The sequence below is a fragment of the Roseivivax halodurans JCM 10272 genome (assembly GCF_000521785.1).
GTDB lineage: Bacteria > Pseudomonadota > Alphaproteobacteria > Rhodobacterales > Rhodobacteraceae > Roseivivax > Roseivivax halodurans.
The window spans coordinates 17,428-34,774 of sequence record NZ_JALZ01000031.1 but is presented as its reverse complement, the minus strand read 5'-3'; the positions used below and the strand labels follow the sequence as shown (position 1 = coordinate 34,774).

The window sequence follows — 17,347 nt, the reverse complement described above, 5'->3', positions numbered from 1 at the left end:
GGCAAACCCGGCGCGGTTCAGTTCGCCTCCGAAGCCAGCGCGCAGCAAATCGATGGGAACGAACTATACGAAGCTTGCCGCTCCGAGAATGCCGTCATGGCCGGCTTTTGCATCGGGTACATCGTAGGACAGGTTGAGGGCCAGAGCTGGGGCGCATTTGTCGCGTCCGAACAACTCATGCCTAGCGTAAATACGCAGAGTGCGAACAAGACCATCAATGAACTGGTAGGCCACTGCACCCCGGACAACGCATCCAACGAACAACTGCGCGATGTGGTCCTGGCCTACCTGTCCGGATCGCCAGAAAGCCGGCACGAGTCGGCGCGGGTTCTGGTTTGGCTGGCCATGAGAGCGGCGTTCCCATGCTCGTAGTGGTCCACGTAAATTGTCGTTCAGCAGCTCTAGCTTCGCAAACGTCAGGAATTGATGGACTATGTAACCCACGCCACCCTCAGTGCCCGAGTATCGAACCTTCTCGATCCAGCCAAACCAAGAAGAATGTCCCCGAAACAAAGAAGCCGTGTACTCGTTGCTTGGGGCCGACGTCCAACGAATACATTTTTACGTCCGGACTCACTTCCGGAGGAGGCTTCTTCTGCTTACCTTTGTGGCTATGGCAGGTTTGAGTGATCGACGTAACTTGAGCCTCAGTCTTGGTGGCCATCTTTTCCACAAATCCTGAAAACGCCTGAAGCTCGCGCTTCTGCCACTTTGAGAAGCACTCTTGCGATTTCTGGAAGTATCGGAGATTGACACTAGCCATGCTGTCAGCAACTGGCCTGATGTCGTCCCCGATAACGGCAGGCTTTCTATCCTGCTGTCCACTGTTAATTTTGAAGTTGTTCGATGGCTTCTTTTTCGATCCGCGCGGCATAAAAATTTCTAATCTTCACTTTGGGAATCACAGTGCGGGAAGCGGCTTCAGGCGGCAACGCCCCTCTTGCTTCAAGCCATGGGGTCTCTTCGTGAGTCATACGCTCAAGCTTCTTAGCGCTGTATTGGCCATATTCGTCGTACACCGCCTGCAAGAAGGGCTCGAGCTCTTTTGGCACGGACTTGCCCGGCTGGGGAGGGATAGGTTCCCAGCCGTGGCCCCGGTATTTGGCGTACAGGGACTTTACCGCAGGACCGTGCGCCCACGCTTCGAAATCTTCGCTCAAAAGCGGCCTATCGAAGTTTGCCAAGAACCACGCCTCTGCGTAGTAGACCAGCTTTTGGAGCTTGAGCTGGGTCATCACTTCACCAGAATCGCGGTCGGTGTGGTTCACGAACCAGCGTGCCACGGCCTTCGGTGAGATAGACTTGAAATTCTCAAACATGACGGACCCTCCAACTGGGGAACATAACGCGTATCAACCGAACTTTGAATCGGGTCAAACAGAAAATTTGAGTGGCGGCCTAGCTTGGAAGAATCATCGGATGCCCCGTAGGGGCGCTCTAAGCCTTTCGGCTGAAAGAATTTTTCAACTGCAGGCACCTGAGAGTATGACTTCCGCGGGGGCACGCTACCTTGCTTTAAGTTCGAAGGCGTCGTAACTGGAACCAAACGACGGCTCATCCCATCCTGATCATCGCGTCCAAGGTCTCGCGTTTACCTCGCGACCGAAGTTGCCCTGATTGTTCAAGTACGCCGCGGAGCCTCGTCACTGGATCAGGATGCAGGTCCACACGCCCGTCAACAACCATTTCCCCGCTGCGGCTCACTACGCGAAGTGATGATGAGGTCTTTCCTCGGCTATCCGCCCCGGCTCCCTGCCCGGCTTCCAGTGCGCGCATCAAGCGTTCCGGGAGATCCAGGCTGCTGCTTCTCACGAACGTCCGGGCCATAGCATTCAAGGTTTCCGCGCCCGTCAGCGTGTTGCCCAGGGCAATGAAACCGTTTCCCTCGACCTCGCCTGCCCAACCATCGCAGGCGCTCCCGGTAAACGTGGCGGTGCGTCCGGTGCGATCCAGCACGCCGATTTGGCGCTTCTGCCGTTCAGGGTCTTGGGAGAGCACTTGCGAAATCACCGCATCTGGCGGAAATCCCACGCGCAACAGCTTCAAGCCTTGCCCTCCAATCCACGGGCTGGTCAGCGCCTGCGGGACCAAGACGCCAATTTCCGTGACGAACGGTACATGCTGGCCGACGGCAGGCGCCGCGCTCGATATTGCCAGCCCCATCATCCCGGTTCTCGGGCAGAGAGCGGCGAGAGAAAAGGTATTGAGAATGCCCATGTGTCCCCGATCCCAACTCCTACCGCTTTAGGTCCTACCAAGCGGGTTCGCGCCCGGCTACGTCCTCATACTTGGGTGCCGTCGCCTCATAATCCTGGAGCCTGAGCATAAGCGCGTATGCCATGGCGATGGCTCCCATGTCCCCGTCTCCATCCACCCTTGCCCGCATCTGAAAAAGCTGCCCAATGTAGTGCTCGTACTCAGCCCTGCTGGTCACTTCCGGGGTGGTGTCGAAGTGGAAGAGAACCTGCTTCAGCCATGTGTGATCTGCTGCGGTCTCAGCAATCATTGGGGGACCGCTACGGCTTTCCGGCGAATGAGCGCTTCAATAACCCGCCGGTTCGCCTCGCTCGCCACAGGCAGCCCGCCGCGCATCTTGCCGCCTGCGATGATGGCCCGCGCTATCTCAGCATTGCGGTTGGTAATGGCTTCCGACCCCTTCCGGGCGAGTGTCGCCGTTCCTGCGCCAAGGGCTGCGCCGGGAAGGCCGCCGATACCGAAGCCCGCCCCGATTTGCGTGAGCTGTCCGAGCCCGCCGCCAAGCAGGTCCAGGATCCGCTTGGGCGCCGACCCCTGTACCACGCGCCGCATGGCCGCTTTCTCGGCCTCGGAAAAGCCGCGGGAGAGCTTGGGATTGCGGAGGATCTTCGCGAACTGATTGCGGATCGCGCTCGCCCCGCCGGAGAGGTAGTTACCCTCCTGCGCGATGGCATCGTCAATCTGCTGCGACCGGGACATCCGCGCCCATAGGTCACGGGCCTTCGGGATGGCGTCTTTCAGCGCTTTAGCGTCACCCACGACAACATCATCTGGAGACAGGTTTTCAATAAAGTCGTCCAGCCCTTCGATAATTGTCATCCCGGCCTGCTGGTCCGTCTTGTTCGTGACATTGCCAGCGGCTGCACCGGCCTGCCTGCGCATCTGATCCAAACTGCGGAACGGCAGGGCTGCGGTCGACTCTTGCGCCATCCGGGAAGACGCTTCACCCATAATCTGACTCACGCGCGCCGAGTTCGGCGTGAGGCTTCCCGGCCCCGGCAACTCATCGAAGCCGGTACCGCGCCGCAGAACATCCACGATCCGTTGCCGGTTGCGCTCGAAAGCCTCGGGCTTGATCTGCACGCCAGCATCATCAATCTGGCGATATGCAGCCTGACCCATTGCGCGAAGCTCTTCCGAGGAAGGGGCATTTCGCGCGGCATTCGCCATAGCGCGTCTACCGACTATCGCATCCCCGGCCCGCTGCACGGCGGCCCCAACTGGCACGGCGGCGAGACCGGCCGCAGCGCCGAACTTCGCGCCTGTCTGCGCGTCGGTAGTCCGGTCGGACAACCCTTCGCCCTCCATGAACCCGTAGGTTGCCCCGCCTGCGCCTCCAGCAGCCACAGAGGCGCCCACTCGCGGCATGAGGCTCGCACCTCGGCTGAGTGTCCCGGCGGCGCCCAGAGGCAGCACAGCGCCCGCCACAGAGCCGCCAATGTCAGCACCTAAGGCAAGCCCCGGATTGTCCCGCTCCAGAACCTCTTCCTGTTGGCGGTAATGGTCACGCCGATCATCGTAGTTCACGCCCGGCACAAGGCTTTCGACTGCTGCCGAGGTCTCATCCCCGACAAGGCCGAAGGTCATGGCTTCGCCAGCCTTGTTCAGTGCCGAGCCGACGCGCTCACCGAAGTTCTGCGTATCCGGGGCGTCGTCGCCGAAGATGTTTTCGCGGAAGGTCTGGCCCCATCCCTTTTGTGCGGGGTCCGCCTGGTCGCCGTGCTGCTGCAAAAGCTCGGTCGCTCGGGCGGCTTCAAGCAACCTCCGCGTTTCCTGGTCCAGGCCACTGCCCTGCGCGGCACGAATTCGTGCTTGCTCCTGGAGAAGCTGCAAGCGGCGGCGGCGCTGCTCTGTCGTGAGGTTCTGGGGCGCTTGGGCGGGGGCATTCCCCGTCGCTCCGGGCTGCCCCGGTCCCTGCCTCGTTCCGGCCTCAGCTCGCGTCAACGCGTCCTGCTGCGCCTGTCTCATCCTGGCTTCGGCACGCATCACCGCCGCCTGCTGTTCCGGGGTCAGGGTTCTATATTGCTCGGTGTTCATGTTCTCAACATTCCTATGTGCTGCCCCGGGTCAGCGCCCGCCAAAGAGCGAAAACAAACCGCTCAGGCCCGCACCAAAGCCGCTCGCGCCACCACCAGCACCGAAGGCGCCGACACTCTCGCCAAAGGCGCTGGCATTCTTGCCAAGGGCGTTCGAAACCTCGGCTGTTGCACCCGCGCGCCCAAGGCGCTCGACCTTATCGAGCTTTCGCTGTCCAAAGGCGCCAACAATGTCGGCCGCTGCATGCGCCAGCCCTGCCCCTGCTGATTGCGGGCGCGGTTCGCCATCAAGGATCGCTTGCAAAGCTTCGCGCTTGCGCTGGATGTCCTCCGGAGTAGCGTTGGCGGGATTTAGGAACATTCCTTGCCCGAACATTATTTCTCTCCTTTCTTGCCGCTGGTCTCTGCTTGGCTTGAAGCGCGTTCCACGCGCTCATTGAATTCCTCGAAGGTTTCACCATCGCGGATATGCAACTGCCGGCTCGGTTCTGCGCGGCTCAGAAGGTAGGCAAAAGCTTTGACAGGTTCGCTTGAACCGGGACGGATCGCCGAGCGGATTATGATAGCGCCTACCGTCGGGACACTCGGCGTCTCGCTTTCCAGTCGTGCGATGCGGCTCTCCATGTTCTTCATGTCGCCTCCCCCTTTCTGAGCGGCACCAGTACCGCGCCTGCCGTTGTCCCCGGTCGCTCACGCTGGACGCCTGCTCCGACGCTTTCCTCAAGCACGCTGAGTTGTTGCGAGATGCAGGTCATTTGGCGGCCTCCAGTGCCGCGATCCGGCGTTCCAGTTCCTCGGTCTCCAGAGCGCGCCGGTAGCTCTCCACGAGGTGCATCACGCTCGTCGCCTCGCTCGGGGTCAGCTCACCATCGGAAACAGCGCGCAGCACCGCTTGCGCGGCCTTGGTGGCGTCCGCGGCGGTGGTCATCTCGGGGAGGTCGAACTCGACCGGCGCGTCCTTCTTCGCGGGCGCGATCCGCTCCAAGCAGAGACGCATGGCGGTAGTGTCACCTTCGAGCGCCATCTCGACCGCTTTGCGGGTAATGCCCTCGGCTTCACCCTCCAGCAGTTCTTCGACTGCGCGGGTGATGCGGTGGCGTGCGCCCTTGGGGCGACCGGGGTTGCCGGGAGCGAACTTGCCGCTGTCGTCGGTGTACGTTTTCCCGGCGTTGTTACGCTTGGAGGAGGCGGTCATGCCGAGGCTCCGGAAAATGCCCGGATCTGGGCACAATCACTATACACCCCTCCCCCCGGTAGGGATTGGGGAGTGAGGCTGTAGAGGCCACACTGGCGGCGACCCTTTCGGGGAGAGCGAACCTCGGTAATGAAGCCCCGCTCGATCAGGACATCTCTGGCGCTTTCGATGCGACGACGCGGCCAAGGTGGCGAGCCCGCATCGCTCATGGCTCTCGGAGCAATCGCGAATGCAGGACGATTTCTGTGCCAGCGCTGGAACAGCAGATACAGCGCGTACGCTTCCGGCTGGTCGATCAGACCGTCCATGATCATGTCTCCGTTCGTGAGTTGGGGCTTCTTCAGACCGATGAAGTTCCGGCCGCTGCTCTCGTAGGTCCACGCCGAGCGCGCGCAGCCCTCGACTTCCTTGGTCGCAAGCGGATCGAGAAATGCGCTGCACCATGTTGCCGCGGCATCGATCAGCGCCTCTACGTCGTCGCAGTGGCGCGCCTCCGCCATGCACCAGCGCCAGAGGCTTGCATTGCGCTCGCCGCTCCTGACCGTCCCTGCGGCCCTCTGAGCGGGCATGTCGATTGCTCCCGCCGGGATGGTCGGAAGGTTCGCGACATCATCCAGGCAGCCCGTCCGGAAGGTGTACGAGGCACCGAGGTCGTCGCGTCTCGACGGCGGAGCGATGGTGAAGCCATCTCCGAGGATATCGACAGGCATGTCCGAGAAGGGGCGAACGCTGCGCCCCTCCCCGTTGTGCCGGTACCAGAGCTTCGACTTACCCGAGGCGGTGCGGATCGTGATCGGTGTCTCGCCGTACCGCTCCACGGCCATTGCGAGCCAAGCATCGCCCACGGCGTCCACATCGACTTCTACAATCCCCGAGGGCTTGCCCATGACGATGCCGAGCCCGTCAGCAGAAGCGAACTTCGGCGAACGTGCCCAAGCCCGCGACTTGCTCGCGTTGGCATCCTGCCAGCCTTTGACCGCCGGGCGTTTGGCCCGCGTATCGACCGGAAACGCGGCGAGGTCGTGATCCGCGAAGTCACCAACATGCAGGGCGTAGACCCCCATCACGGCGTCCCCCCGCACTCGGGCGGCATCTGCAACGCTTCATTCAGCGCCCACAGAACGTCGCTCAGCAGTTCGGCCTTGAACGCGATACCCTGCTTGCCGGGCTTCATCTCGCCGCCCGCGTCGTAGAAGACGCGGACGTTGATCATGTCATGCCCCTTGAAGTCATTCCGCATGACGCGGATTTCCTCGCGGTCGTTCTTCCGGATCTTGGTAAACACGCCCATCAGTCGCACCCCCCGTAGGCGAGCCCGGCGATGACACGCGCGGTGGCCTCGGAAGCTCCGGTCTGCCAGCGAATCCGCCGAGCCTGCAGGTCGCGCCGGGAGATCCTGCGGGCACTCATGCCGCCACCTGATGGCAGGCGACGCGCCACACTTTCGAGAAAAGCGTGTACGTACCGTACCCACCTGCCCCTGTGTTCGGGTCACCAGCGTAGTAATCCGTGTGGATCGCCACACCGGTCTCCCGCTTCAGCAGATGCACGATGTCCGAAATTCGCACCGGCGACGCACAGTAGACGGGCGCCTCGATCAGGAGATCCATCACCTGGCGGCGGCGCTTCGAAAGGATGTGGTGCGTGACGGAGCCGTCACCGTGCTGCACGGCGTATGTGGCTGCGACACGGTCAGATGGCAGATCCGCGACACGCCAGATGCGGCGCGTATTGGCGGGAGGGATTGCAGTTTCGGTCTTCATTGCTCGATCCATTTTCACTTGTAGGATCGGGCGGACTTCGCTAATCTCTAGGCACCGCTGCACAAGAAATTGCCCCTGCCGCCCGAAGAGGGTTGCGGGGGTTTCTTTTACGCGGCCTCGCGATTGGCAGCGGCGGTTTCGATTACGGCTTGGATCTCGCTTTGCTTCCAACGGCTCATTCCACCGATTTTCAGAGGACGCGGAATGGTGCCGTCCTGAACACGACGCCAGAACGTCGAAACAGAAGCGCCGAGAATTGTCGCCGCTTCCCTGTCTCGGAGCAGGGGATCGGTTGGAACGGCTCGCTTGGGCGCGCACCCCATATTGCCAGTGGCGTGACTATCCACGAAAGTCGTCTGCATATCTCAGCCCTCGGGTCTGCGCCGCGGGCTAAGTGCTCAACCCTCGGCTTTGATTGCCATGGGTTGATAATTGATCGGAGGCATAGCCTAAGTCATGACGGAGATAATTTATTAACTCCGACACGGTTCCATTCACGGTCCAAAACCCGCTTTGGGATTACACCTGCGTCGCAAGCGAACTGGAAAGCGGATTGAAGCTCGATAATTTCAGCCCTGATCCTTCGGTTTTCTTTTCCACTGCCCACGCAAAGCTCCTTTATCGCACGCTCCGATACGTGATGACCGTTGCGCCTCAAGCCCTCGACGACCGCGTCGCAAGCACTTGTTTCCTCCTTTGAGGCCGCGCCTCGGGTAAGCGACAGTCCCTTATCGGATGCAACGGTCTTCGCTAACATCAGTAGGAAGAAGTTCCTTGCATTGGTTCGGCTCCTACGAGTCGGCTTTGGGGGGGAAAGTTGATCTGAAATCTTAAGCGCTGCGAAAAGCCTTAAGGTTGAAGGCAGCTCATCGTCCCGGTTCAGATAATCTGCGGCAACGGCGGAAATAAGGTCAAACGCAGCACGACTTTTCTCACACATTGCCAGAAGTTTTAGCGCTGCATCTTCTGAGCACACAAATCGCCCAGATTCACGTGAAGCGGATGGCCCGTCATCGTCTGGCAGCCAATATACTCCAAGAAAAAACCTCAGACTTACTTCTTCGGCCTCAAGGCGTGGTGCAATGATTTGGCCTCTGGCGACCCAGGGCCGAGAAACTTGCTCGACCCACTCCACCGCGCTCTCAAATTCAGGCGCCGCCATCATTCATCCCGTGGTGTATTGAACAAACCTCGCCACCCTCCCTTGCTTCTACCGATGGCACTTTCGGGGCGCTGGGACTTAATCATCTAGCGTCGCATTCTTGAGTTGACTCGAGCCATGTATGGAGCGTTCGGGCGCGCCAGCCCACAGCGCGCTCGCCAATCTTCGCCGGTGCCGGAAAGTCGCCACGCGCGATCATCCGGTACAGTGTGCTTTTGCTCAGGCCGGTGATCTTCTCGACCTCGGGGCGGCGCATAATCCTGTCAGTCATCCTTCTACCTTTCGTTGACTGACGAGAGGAATAGACCTCCGAAGTTTCGGCGTAGTTTAAGGAAATCGGATCAGGCAAGTTTCACCACCTTCGCTTCCTCCCCGAGTAGGAAGCGGCTCCATTTCTCCATGACCTCGCCGCGCCGCTCGAACAGATCAGACCGGGCGTAACTGCGTTCGACCTTGTCACCGAAGGCATGCGCCAGCGCTGCTTCCGCGACCTCGCGCTCAACCTTGGCGTATTCCGAACACCAGTCGCGGAACGTGCTTCGGAAACCATGCGTGGTGAGGTCGAAGTACTTCATCCGGTCCATAAGCGACTTGAATACGGTGTCTGACAGCGGCTTCTCCACGCCCGGCCCAGCGTGGGCGCTGGGAAAGATGAGATCCTGGCCCAGCCCTTCCATCTGTTCGAGCACCTTCATTGCCCCAGGAGAAAGTGGGACGCGGTGCAGAACGCCGCTCTTCATCCGCTGGGGCGGGACGAACCAAATGACGTCCACAATCTCTTTCCACTGCGCCTCTCGTGCTTCGCTCGACCTCGCAAGCGTGAAAATAATGTACTCCAGGCATCGGGCGGCGTTGCCTTGGCGGCGCGAAAGCTCCGCCATGAACTCGGGCATCTTCCGCCAGTCTAGCGCGGCCATGTGCTCCGCCTTGTATTTGATGGACGGCAGTGCACTCTCGATTCCAGTAACCGGGTTGGTCTGTGAATAGTGGCCTGCGTGGATCGCCCAGTTGAACATTGAGGCCAGGCGCTGCTTGATGCGCTTCGCGGTATCGTGCTTGCTTACCCAGATCACGGAGAGGACGGCGAGGATGTCGCTGTTAGTGATGGTTTCGAGTGGCCTGTCCTTCAGCTTTGGGAAGGCGTGCTGCTCCATTCCCGAGATCCATCGCTGCGAATGCCCCTCGCTGCGAAATGACTTGCTCAATTCAGCATGGAAGCGCCGCGTCGCCTCCTCGAAGGTCAGCGTCTCGCGCTTGAGGTGCTGAGCCGGGTCACCACCCTTCCGGGCAACCTTCCGAAGCTCGACCGCGAGTTCGCGAGCCTCTGCCAAGGACACGAGCTGAACGGAGCCGAGTCCATAGTCGCGCCGCTTGCTGTGAACGACCGTACGGAGGACCCACGACTTCGAGTTACCCTCGCCGACCGCGAGGTACAGACATCCGCCGTCGCCGTAGAAGCCTGGCGTCTTAAGCGTCGCCACCTTGCGGGCGGTCAGCTTTCCCATGTGGTGTCACCCCTCGATTCTTACCATCATTCTTACCATCATAAACGATGGGATTGGAAGGGATCGCGTGAGACTTCCTGAGAACAGATTTCAGGATTTCCTCATGCACGACAGGCACATATGGGATGGGTCGAGATTGCATGAGACCCGAAACCGGTAGCCTCCTCCGCTACCATCACCCCCACTTGGAAATTTGAGTTCGAGATGAGAGCGCTCAAGCGCCCCCTGCCCTCGGCAAAAATGCCATCGGGCGAGGTGAGCGAAGGCATCATGTCGCGAAGGGCGGACACGTCGCGCGCTGGTGTTGCGAGATCGAAAACGATGCCCCCATCGGCTTAACCCCAGACCGCAAGTTCGACTTCCGCTGCCCGAAAACCTTTCTTGGCGTCGAGAAGTTTCGGCTCGCCATCATCACTGTCGGGGACTCCGCGTTCGTAGAGGTTCAGACGACGGTCAAAAAACAGACTGCGTGCCTCTGCGACTGCCCGTTCGAGCTTATCCGCCACGAATGACCATCGCTCGTCACGTTGCGCTTACGACGGTCCGGTCTTGCGGACCCCCTTCAGTCGAGATCGTTCAATGGGAGTCTTCCGATCGCCCGATGCCGCTGTCTGCGATCCGATCGGCATCCTCCGGCAACATCACCTCGTTGCGACAGTAGGCTTCCAGTCGTTTCGAGAGTTCGGCCGCCATCTTTCCCGCCGCGGGGCGATCATGTGACGCGAGCGTCCGATACGCCTCCTGAAGGCACATCTGAACCTCCACGAAATTCCGACCATCCCGAGCGATTGGGTCGAGTGTTCGGAACATAATCTCGGAAAGGTCGATCGGCAGCACGAACACGTCAGGCGCTGTCGGCTCTGCCATTTCCCGCTCGACTGGGATCGCCCAGAGCAGCCGGGTGAGCCGGCCGACCACGTCTATCGCCGTACCGGGGTCGTTGATGCCGGGCGACAGCGCCCGCTCGGCGATTTCGGTCAGGACGACAAGCGAAAAGCTCGTGTCTCTGTCGTAGTCGCGGCGGTCGCCGATCGCGAGGGCCGCGACAAGTGCGGACCGCTCGTCCGCCTCGAGACCGTCGCCCGAGATCCAGCCAAAGGTCGTTCCTGGCCGAACCCAGTCTCCGGGTTTGCAGGCGAGATAAAATTTCCTGTCGCGCTGAGCCACGATCCTCTGCAGTTCGGCGGTATCGATACTGAGGACATAGCCGAAGGCCGGGGATCGGATCGCAGTGACGTCGTCTGGCACAAAAGTCAGTTCGCGCCCACCGAAGAAGGGTGAGTCAATTCGCGCATCGATACATCTCCGCGCGCTCTCTTCGACACGGCGGATGGTCTCCTCGACGCTGCCCAATCCGACGAGATGTGCCACCCAACGCAGCATCGCGACGACGATCACGCCCAGGACGGCTACGGTCGCCAGATAGACGAGACCGACCTCGCCTTCAGCGATCAGGTCGGCGTTCAGCATCACCGTGAGCGCGAGCGCGTAAACGAAGGCGCCGATGAAGGTCGCGATCACAGTCTGCGTGCGACCGTCTTCCTGCAACAATCGGTGGGCGCGCGGCGTGGCGTTGGCGTCTGCCGCAAGATGGGCGGTGACCATGATCGAGAGCGAGAAGGTCGTCACCGCCAGCATGGAATTCGTGAGGATCGACAGCAGCTGGGACAGCGCTTCGGTATCGATCCTGTCGTTGAGTCCGAATGGCAGAAAGCCTGACAATGGCGCGCAGGCCGCGACGATGAAGGAGAAGCTCGAGATCAGCGCGGCGCGCACCCAGAAGCGCCGCGTGAAAAATCGCAGCTTCCAAAGATATGAGAGGAACATTCTCTTGCGAGATGGCGCTGGCCCCCGCGCCGGCAAGGGGCCGTGAGTTATGCGTGCGCTGGATTCCCTAGGTCGGGGCACAGGCGTTGAGAGCGCCCTTACGCACTGCCTATGGCAGCATAGCCGCTCCAGCCGCTTCGAGCCGACGAGACCGCCATTTCAGAAGCCAATTAAAGCCAAAGCCGCCCCGTCGTCATAGGCGGAAAGAGCCCCGGATCGTGAGCCGCTCAGCGCTTGGCGGACTTCGCGGCGGATGCCTTGCGTCCCGGTGTATTGCCTGGTTTGCCGGGTTTCATCTTGGGCTTTTCGGACGCGTTGCGCTCGAGCCGCGCGGCGCGCAGGCGGCGGAGCTTCTCGTCGCGTTTCTCGGTTTCATCCGCGATGATGCCGCGCGCGACGCGATCCGTCTCTGCGGCCTTGGATTCCGACGGCGACGCCTTGCGCTGGATGTCCTGCCGCCCGTGGACCGGCTCGGCGAGAATGATGAAGGGGTGGAGGAGATCTGCGTGGTTCGGCACGAGAAAACCGGCCTTCACGTCCGCCGGCACGCTGGACGTGCTCTTGGACAAACCCTCGGATCCGATCTCGGTCACTGCTTTGCTGGTCATGTTCAGGTCTCCATGAGACTGCCCGCGATATGCGGCAGGGTGGCGTTCTCAGACTGAATCGAAAGTCTGGGCGCCCGTCAGGGAGACAGAGGTTCGAGATAGAATTCGAATACCTCTATGACATGGTGGACGCGCCGACAAAGGCAAGCGCGCAGCGCGGTTCGACATGCCCGAAACAGCTGCCGAAAGCACCTCTACGCTGCGTCACAGTGCGACATGATCTGCGATCGTGGCGGATCGCCGGTCCGGAGCTTGCGGAGCTGGGTGTCCGTGGGCCGCGGCTGCATGGACTGAGCTTGTAAACGGCTCAGTTGAACCCCACATCTTTTAAGCGAGCTACGCTGTCCGGGGGCCGGCCGTCGATCAATACACGACATGCTTGCGCGCTGCATGAACGTGCGGGAAGTCCGACGCGCCCGGAGATCGGCACCTTTAGAATGGCCATCGCGGCGCCCACTAGAGCCTACGGGGCTTCGATAACCGAATACGTGAAGGCAGTCCTGCTATGCAGCGCAAGCCTAGGGCCGTCGCATGAAGTCCGCGAAGTCAGAAACCTAACGGACGCGCCGTGTTACACGGCCCCTCCGGCGACCTGTGAGGGCCGAAAAGCATGAGTAACCATCCGATAGAGATCGAGGCCGACGCGCCATGCGCGCGCGATGTCGCAGCCGAACGCATCTGCCTGAGCTGCACGACGGCGTTCTGGAGCGAAGGCTTCGGCGAGCGCATCTGCAAGCGTTGCAAAGGCACGACCGCCTGGCGCACGTCCGTCCCCGCGGGCGGTGGCAGCACCGGCCGTCGCCGCTCGGGCGGCAGTTCGTTGTAGCGCAAACGGTGCCGCGTCTCACGATCACGCATACGACCGAGTTCCGATATCGAGGGCCCGTCGCCCACGGGCCGCACAGGCTCATGCTCCGTCCGCGCGAGACGCATGATCTCAAGCTTCTCGCGTTCGATCTCGAGATTTCTCCGCAGGCTCAGGTCGAGTGGTCGCAGGACGTGGCGGGGAATGCGGTCGCCACCGCCACATTCGCGACGTCGTCGGACGTTCTGCGGATTTCAGCATGCGCGACGATCGAGCTGAGCGCGCCCGCCTGGCCGGTCTTTCCGATCTCGGCTCACGCGGCGCAGTATCCGTTCCGGTATTCCGACGAGGACTGGACCGATCTTGGCGCACTTGCCTCGCCCCAATATGTCGACGAGGCGAACCGGCTCGCGGCGTGGGTGGAGGGGTTCGTCATGCAGCGCCCGACGGATACGCTCTCGCTCCTCAAGGATCTCAGCAACGGCGTCACGGCCCAGATCGCCTATCAGCTTCGCGACGAGGAGGGCACACAAGGTCCGCTCGAGACGCTCGACCGAGGCCGAGGCACGTGCCGCGATCTTGCCGTTCTCTTCGCGGAGGCGGTCAGGGTGCTCGGTTTCGGCGCGCGGCTCGTTTCGGGGTATCTCTACGATCCGGACAAAGACCTTGTCGGTTCATCGGGTGGCGGCTCCACGCATGCCTGGACCGAGGTCTATGTTCCCGGCGGCGGCTGGATCGCCTTCGACCCGACGAACGCAGCCATGGGTTCGGTGAACCTCATTCCGGTGGCCGTGGCACGGAATATCGGCCAGGTGGCGCCGATCACGGGCAGCTTTGCCGGCGAGGCGCGCGACTTCGTGTCGATGGGCGTGTCGGTCAGCGTCGAACGCTTGTAGCAAAAAGGTCATGGTTTCCGGGTCATCGAAGTTTTGATGGGCTCTTGATGACTGTCGGAAAACGCGCATCCTTGGCTTTCGGCGTTTCCGAGTAGCGATCCAGCGCGAACCGCCATTTCTCCGTCACCTCGATGCCGGTTCGCGCCGGTTTCGCCAGCATCTGGTCTTCGAAGCTTCACGGGTGCCGTTGCTCCATTGGGGATACATACGGGCGGAGGCTGATCGGGCGCCGCCGGGTTTCCGGCTCACCCCGTTCCTCGGCCGTGAAGATTATCTGGGCCATTGTTCAGCTCCGCGCCTTGCCGGACATCCATCTCGTTCTCTGTTCTCGTGGCGCCTGTTTCCGGCAAATGGGTGCGATGAGCATCCTTATTTACCGCTCCGGGCACCGCGTCTGGCAACTTCAGTCAAACGGTGAGACTATTGCGGCCCGGCCTGCGCCGTCGGCAACAGACGAAACATCCTGCGAGCGCCGAGGAGCCCATGACCTGGTTTGCCGACAATTCCACCGTGATCCAGACCCTGACGGCGATCGCGACGGCGCTGATCTGGGCCGTCTATTTGCAGATGCTGCTTTCCGGCGTGCTCCGGCAGCGGCGCCCCACTCTCAGCATCAACCGCGGAGCGGGCGAGGGATTGCAGGCCCAGATCATCCTCAGCAACCTCGGTTACGAGCCGATCTACGTGCAGGACGTTCTTGTCGCGCTCGATGTCGACGGGGACGGCACGCGGACGTCCTATGTCACGGATCGCCGCGAGCTCTCCGACGACCAGACCGGGCCGGGCCTCAGCGGCACAACCCAGGGGCCGATGAAAATGGGAGATTACATTTCACTCGGCACCGTGCAGGGCATTCTGACCCGTGCGGCCCCCAATTTCGACACCACGCGGCTGCCCGGGCTGAACGAGATCACCTTCATCGTCCTTGGCACCGGCCAGAAACCCGGTGGCGCGCGCAAGAGCTACAGGGTCGTCCGCGACCGGGGAGAAGTCCGGCACCTGCAGCCGACCCGGCTCGATACGGAGCGACTTTCGGCGCGGCAGTGTCGCCGTATCCATGAGGATCAGGGTTCCGACGTCTGAGGGTTTACGTTGCCTAGGTACGCACCGCGTGGAAAGCTGACGGAATGACGGTCAGTCCGGCATAGGCGGCACCGGCCGGGAAACTGCCCGCGCCCAGCGGCAGCCAGGCGTCTCGAAGGCTCCTCGGGCGCAGAACGCAAAGTTGTCCGCCACGATTCCAGCCAAGCATCACAAGGAATTCCTCATGAGCGACGTGTCGCGCCGTCCGGACGACCCGGACCAGAGCATCCTGGGTCGGATGCGGTCGATCCCTCGCTGGGCCGGTATAGGTTTGTTCATCTATGCCACGATCTACACACTGAGCTACGCAAAGTCATTCTTCGTCCCGGTCATCCTCGCCTTTCTGCTGACGATGGTCTTCAGTCCGGTTCGCCGGGTCTTCGCACGTCACGGCATTCCAGCGCCGCTGACCGCAACGTTCGTCGTTCTCGGGCTTCTTGTGGCAAGTCTCGGAATACTCGGCACGCTGTCCTTGCCGGTCACGGGATGGATCGAACGTGCGCCGGAGATCACGGCTCAGATCCGCGAAAAGGCCAGCGATGTGTCCGGAGCCCTGAGCGGCGTCTTCGAAGCCGCCGACAGGCTTCGAGAACTCGCCCGTCCGGGCGAGGATGTGGAGCGCGTGACGACGTCGCAGGGCGGCTACGCGTTCGATCTGGCGACGTTGATCCCCGGTATGATGGCGCAGATCGTCCTAACCCTCGTGCTGCTGTTCTTCCTGCTGGCCTCGGGTGACATGTTCTATGAAAAGCTGGTCCATGTCATACCGCGCTTCAGCGACAAGCGGAGAGCGATGGCAGTGGTCCAGGACATCGAGCGCAAGCTCTCACGCTACCTTTTCACAATTACTGTCATCAATGCCGCTCTTGGGACCGCCGTCGGAGCGGGAATGTGGCTTGTGGGAATGCCGTCGCCGATTGTCTTTGGAACAATCGCGTTTCTCTTCAATTTTGTGCCTTACTTGGGTGCGCTCGCCGGGATCGCCATTGCGGCTGCTGTCGCGCTTGTGTCGTTCGACTGGGTGGGCTGGTCGCTGATCGTGAGTGCAATCTACTTCGCGATTACGACGGTCGAAGGCCAGCTTGTCACCCCCTATTTCGTGGGACGAAACCTGCGGCTGAATACCGTTGTGGTGTTTCTGGCGGTCTCCTTCTGGGCCTGGCTGTGGTCGGCGGTCGGCATGGTCGTTGCCGTCCCGCTCCTTGCGGCGGCGCGAACCATCGCAAACCATGTCGACGGCATGGGCGGCTTGGCAGATTTCCTCGGTGAGCGGCACTCGGAGACCGTCACCGACGCGCATCCGGAAGACCCTCGTTCTGAAAATCTCATTCCGTGAAGGGATCATACCCCGGGGCAGGACCCTAAAGAACTATTCCGCCAACACTGCGAGCGATCGTCGTCGCCCTTGTCGCCACGGCTAAAGACTGCACGCGCTCGGGACGAGCTTCCCCGACGGCGCCGCACCGAACGACAGTGTGATTCAGGGTTATCTGATGGTCTTCATAGAGGTTTCTCGGCATCGTGGCACCGAGGAGGGCATGATCGACATGCATTTCGATGCATGTAGCGCATCGAAGACCGCTGTTGCTCTCGACCGGAACTCACTCAGCGAGACGGGGTCCATACGAAGGGTACGGGGCCGTGGCCTGAACCGCCCTCTTACGGCGGTGAGCAGGCTTCTTTTCAGATGCCGGTCGCGAAACGCGCGACGACCCAAAGGACGATGGCGAGGCCCACAAACGTCTCGATGAGCAGGCCACGCGCTTGTTCGCGTTTCTTGTCGCGCAGTTCCGAAGCGATCTGTGTGCGGCTCATCTTAACGTACTCCAGCTCTCTGCCCGATTTCGGTCATCAGGCGTTATCGGCGACCTGGCCGGCTGTCGTCGCCGGAGCCCTTCGCATGAGAGAGGAGTACCCGAGTTCACCTGAGCAGCGAACAGCGCCCGGGGATAATCCACCAGAGCGAAGGCATGGCGGACCTATCCAGAGGGATAGCACGGGAGACCGGCTGGGATGACATGGTTCAGCCCGCGCGTTTTATGATGGACCGGAAGGCCGCAACTCTCAGCCGCCCGGTAACTCATCGCGATTCGCGCCAGCTCTACCGGATAGGAAGAACCGGACTTCCAACATGCGACCTGAGAGTGAGACAGAAGCAGCTGACGTTGCGGAATATCTGAATGATTCCAGACCCATGCGCGATTTTGTCAT

Annotated in this window: 22 protein-coding genes; 5 read left to right on the top strand and 17 right to left on the bottom strand. The window is 61.3% G+C overall.

Annotated elements, in window-relative coordinates; all coding sequences use genetic code 11:
* The coding region (locus tag OCH239_RS23160; protein ID WP_162150015.1) for a Rap1a/Tai family immunity protein at positions 1 to 372 on the top strand (372 nt) is incomplete at its 5' end.
* A gap of 455 nt (positions 373 to 827) precedes the next feature.
* Here OCH239_RS23160 and OCH239_RS17580 read toward each other — a convergent pair.
* The 15 genes from OCH239_RS17580 to OCH239_RS17515 all read right to left on the bottom strand — a co-directional run bounded on the left by OCH239_RS17580 (position 828) and on the right by OCH239_RS17515 (position 12,352).
* On the bottom strand, positions 828 to 1,319 hold the full coding sequence (locus OCH239_RS17580; protein ID WP_037265552.1) for a Panacea domain-containing protein: 492 nt from the start codon (positions 1,317 to 1,319) through the stop codon (positions 828 to 830).
* Positions 1,320 to 1,554: 235 nt separating this feature from the next.
* Positions 1,555 to 2,217 carry a DUF1028 domain-containing protein gene (locus tag OCH239_RS17575; protein ID WP_037265550.1) on the bottom strand — a complete coding sequence of 221 codons (663 nt, stop codon included), beginning with the start codon at positions 2,215 to 2,217 and terminating at the stop codon, positions 1,555 to 1,557.
* Positions 2,218 to 2,502: 285 nt separating this feature from the next.
* Entirely contained in the window at positions 2,503 to 4,293 is a 1,791-nt protein-coding gene (locus tag OCH239_RS17565; protein ID WP_037265545.1) for a hypothetical protein, read from the bottom strand.
* 30 nt (positions 4,294 to 4,323) lie between these two features.
* Entirely contained in the window at positions 4,324 to 4,668 is a 345-nt protein-coding gene (locus OCH239_RS17560) for a hypothetical protein (RefSeq protein ID WP_037265542.1), read from the bottom strand.
* Positions 4,668 to 4,925 (bottom strand): hypothetical protein, encoded by a 258-nt coding sequence (locus OCH239_RS17555; RefSeq protein ID WP_037265539.1) that lies wholly within the window; start codon positions 4,923 to 4,925, stop codon positions 4,668 to 4,670. Before OCH239_RS17555 ends, OCH239_RS17560 begins: the two co-directional genes overlap by 1 nt.
* Positions 4,926 to 5,043: 118 nt before the next feature.
* Positions 5,044 to 5,487, bottom strand: a complete 444-nt coding sequence (locus tag OCH239_RS17550) for a DUF5681 domain-containing protein (protein WP_037265536.1) — start codon at positions 5,485 to 5,487, stop codon at positions 5,044 to 5,046.
* On the bottom strand, positions 5,484 to 6,551 hold the full coding sequence (locus OCH239_RS17545) for a bifunctional DNA primase/polymerase (protein ID WP_037265533.1): 1,068 nt from the start codon (positions 6,549 to 6,551) through the stop codon (positions 5,484 to 5,486). The genes OCH239_RS17550 and OCH239_RS17545 overlap by 4 nt, the downstream gene beginning before the upstream one ends.
* The gene (locus OCH239_RS17540; RefSeq protein ID WP_037265531.1) at positions 6,551 to 6,778 is read right to left on the bottom strand and encodes a transcriptional coactivator p15/PC4 family protein; all 228 of its coding nucleotides are present in this window, start codon (positions 6,776 to 6,778) and stop codon (positions 6,551 to 6,553) included. The genes OCH239_RS17545 and OCH239_RS17540 overlap by 1 nt, the downstream gene beginning before the upstream one ends.
* 115 nt (positions 6,779 to 6,893) lie before the next feature.
* Positions 6,894 to 7,250 carry a hypothetical protein gene (locus OCH239_RS17535; protein ID WP_037265528.1) on the bottom strand — a complete coding sequence of 119 codons (357 nt, stop codon included), beginning with the start codon at positions 7,248 to 7,250 and terminating at the stop codon, positions 6,894 to 6,896.
* Positions 7,251 to 7,357: 107 nt separating this feature from the next.
* Complete coding sequence (locus OCH239_RS22270) at positions 7,358 to 7,612, bottom strand: helix-turn-helix transcriptional regulator (protein ID WP_244430388.1); 255 nt, start codon at positions 7,610 to 7,612, stop codon at positions 7,358 to 7,360.
* Between the two features lie 882 nt (positions 7,613 to 8,494).
* On the bottom strand, positions 8,495 to 8,668 hold the full coding sequence (locus OCH239_RS17530) for a helix-turn-helix transcriptional regulator (RefSeq protein ID WP_244430389.1): 174 nt from the start codon (positions 8,666 to 8,668) through the stop codon (positions 8,495 to 8,497).
* Between the two features lie 85 nt (positions 8,669 to 8,753).
* Positions 8,754 to 9,917 carry a tyrosine-type recombinase/integrase gene (locus tag OCH239_RS17525; protein WP_051489577.1) on the bottom strand — a complete coding sequence of 388 codons (1,164 nt, stop codon included), beginning with the start codon at positions 9,915 to 9,917 and terminating at the stop codon, positions 8,754 to 8,756.
* A 335-nt stretch (positions 9,918 to 10,252) separates the two neighbouring features.
* On the bottom strand, positions 10,253 to 10,423 hold the full coding sequence (locus OCH239_RS22830) for a hypothetical protein (RefSeq protein ID WP_157577936.1): 171 nt from the start codon (positions 10,421 to 10,423) through the stop codon (positions 10,253 to 10,255).
* A 70-nt stretch (positions 10,424 to 10,493) separates the two neighbouring features.
* Positions 10,494 to 11,744, bottom strand: a complete 1,251-nt coding sequence (locus OCH239_RS17520; RefSeq protein WP_051489576.1) for a DUF2254 domain-containing protein — start codon at positions 11,742 to 11,744, stop codon at positions 10,494 to 10,496.
* Positions 11,745 to 11,971: 227 nt separating this feature from the next.
* Positions 11,972 to 12,352 carry a hypothetical protein gene (locus OCH239_RS17515; protein WP_037265522.1) on the bottom strand — a complete coding sequence of 127 codons (381 nt, stop codon included), beginning with the start codon at positions 12,350 to 12,352 and terminating at the stop codon, positions 11,972 to 11,974.
* A 610-nt stretch (positions 12,353 to 12,962) separates the two neighbouring features.
* Here OCH239_RS17515 and OCH239_RS23320 point away from each other — a divergent pair.
* Entirely contained in the window at positions 12,963 to 13,178 is a 216-nt protein-coding gene (locus tag OCH239_RS23320) for a hypothetical protein (RefSeq protein WP_037265519.1), read from the top strand.
* 8 nt (positions 13,179 to 13,186) lie between these two features.
* The gene (locus OCH239_RS17505) at positions 13,187 to 14,053 is read left to right on the top strand and encodes a transglutaminase family protein (protein ID WP_037265516.1); all 867 of its coding nucleotides are present in this window, start codon (positions 13,187 to 13,189) and stop codon (positions 14,051 to 14,053) included.
* A gap of 22 nt (positions 14,054 to 14,075) precedes the next feature.
* Here the strand turns inward: OCH239_RS17505 and OCH239_RS22825 are convergent, their stop codons facing one another.
* Entirely contained in the window at positions 14,076 to 14,213 is a 138-nt protein-coding gene (locus OCH239_RS22825) for a hypothetical protein (RefSeq protein ID WP_157577935.1), read from the bottom strand.
* Between the two features lie 323 nt (positions 14,214 to 14,536).
* Here OCH239_RS22825 and OCH239_RS21815 point away from each other — a divergent pair, with 323 nt between their 5' ends.
* Together OCH239_RS21815 and OCH239_RS17495 are read left to right on the top strand one after the other, a co-directional pair.
* Positions 14,537 to 15,136, top strand: a complete 600-nt coding sequence (locus OCH239_RS21815) for a hypothetical protein (protein WP_051489575.1) — start codon at positions 14,537 to 14,539, stop codon at positions 15,134 to 15,136.
* 184 nt (positions 15,137 to 15,320) lie between these two features.
* Positions 15,321 to 16,472: an AI-2E family transporter gene (locus tag OCH239_RS17495; protein WP_084782594.1), complete on the top strand. Its 1,152-nt coding sequence runs from the start codon at positions 15,321 to 15,323 to the stop codon at positions 16,470 to 16,472.
* Positions 16,473 to 16,819: 347 nt separating this feature from the next.
* Here OCH239_RS17495 and OCH239_RS23760 read toward each other — a convergent pair whose 3' ends face one another.
* Positions 16,820 to 16,951 carry a hypothetical protein gene (locus OCH239_RS23760; RefSeq protein ID WP_280111379.1) on the bottom strand — a complete coding sequence of 44 codons (132 nt, stop codon included), beginning with the start codon at positions 16,949 to 16,951 and terminating at the stop codon, positions 16,820 to 16,822.
* Between the last annotated feature and the right edge of the window lie 396 nt (positions 16,952 to 17,347).

What these genes read in the sequence shown, in the direction of transcription:
- OCH239_RS17580 (WP_037265552.1), bottom strand. Translation starts at nt 1,319, where the DNA reads ATGTTTGAGAATTTCAAGTCTATCTCACCGAAGGCCGTGGCACGCTGG.
- OCH239_RS17575 (WP_037265550.1), bottom strand. Translation starts at nt 2,217, where the DNA reads ATGGGCATTCTCAATACCTTTTCTCTCGCCGCTCTCTGCCCGAGAACC.
- OCH239_RS17565 (WP_037265545.1), bottom strand. Translation starts at nt 4,293, where the DNA reads ATGAACACCGAGCAATATAGAACCCTGACCCCGGAACAGCAGGCGGCG.
- OCH239_RS17560 (WP_037265542.1), bottom strand. Translation starts at nt 4,668, where the DNA reads ATGTTCGGGCAAGGAATGTTCCTAAATCCCGCCAACGCTACTCCGGAG.
- OCH239_RS17555 (WP_037265539.1), bottom strand. Translation starts at nt 4,925, where the DNA reads ATGAAGAACATGGAGAGCCGCATCGCACGACTGGAAAGCGAGACGCCG.
- OCH239_RS17550 (WP_037265536.1), bottom strand. Translation starts at nt 5,487, where the DNA reads ATGACCGCCTCCTCCAAGCGTAACAACGCCGGGAAAACGTACACCGAC.
- OCH239_RS17545 (WP_037265533.1), bottom strand. Translation starts at nt 6,551, where the DNA reads ATGGGGGTCTACGCCCTGCATGTTGGTGACTTCGCGGATCACGACCTC.
- OCH239_RS17540 (WP_037265531.1), bottom strand. Translation starts at nt 6,778, where the DNA reads ATGGGCGTGTTTACCAAGATCCGGAAGAACGACCGCGAGGAAATCCGC.
- OCH239_RS17535 (WP_037265528.1), bottom strand. Translation starts at nt 7,250, where the DNA reads ATGAAGACCGAAACTGCAATCCCTCCCGCCAATACGCGCCGCATCTGG.
- OCH239_RS22270 (WP_244430388.1), bottom strand. Translation starts at nt 7,612, where the DNA reads ATGCAGACGACTTTCGTGGATAGTCACGCCACTGGCAATATGGGGTGC.
- OCH239_RS17530 (WP_244430389.1), bottom strand. Translation starts at nt 8,668, where the DNA reads ATGCGCCGCCCCGAGGTCGAGAAGATCACCGGCCTGAGCAAAAGCACA.
- OCH239_RS17525 (WP_051489577.1), bottom strand. Translation starts at nt 9,917, where the DNA reads ATGGGAAAGCTGACCGCCCGCAAGGTGGCGACGCTTAAGACGCCAGGC.
- OCH239_RS17520 (WP_051489576.1), bottom strand. Translation starts at nt 11,744, where the DNA reads ATGTTCCTCTCATATCTTTGGAAGCTGCGATTTTTCACGCGGCGCTTC.
- OCH239_RS17515 (WP_037265522.1), bottom strand. Translation starts at nt 12,352, where the DNA reads ATGACCAGCAAAGCAGTGACCGAGATCGGATCCGAGGGTTTGTCCAAG.
- OCH239_RS23320 (WP_037265519.1), top strand. Translation starts at nt 12,963, where the DNA reads ATGAGTAACCATCCGATAGAGATCGAGGCCGACGCGCCATGCGCGCGC.
- OCH239_RS22825 (WP_157577935.1), bottom strand. Translation starts at nt 14,213, where the DNA reads ATGCTGGCGAAACCGGCGCGAACCGGCATCGAGGTGACGGAGAAATGG.
- OCH239_RS21815 (WP_051489575.1), top strand. Translation starts at nt 14,537, where the DNA reads ATGACCTGGTTTGCCGACAATTCCACCGTGATCCAGACCCTGACGGCG.
- OCH239_RS17495 (WP_084782594.1), top strand. Translation starts at nt 15,321, where the DNA reads ATGAGCGACGTGTCGCGCCGTCCGGACGACCCGGACCAGAGCATCCTG.
- OCH239_RS23760 (WP_280111379.1), bottom strand. Translation starts at nt 16,951, where the DNA reads ATGAGCCGCACACAGATCGCTTCGGAACTGCGCGACAAGAAACGCGAA.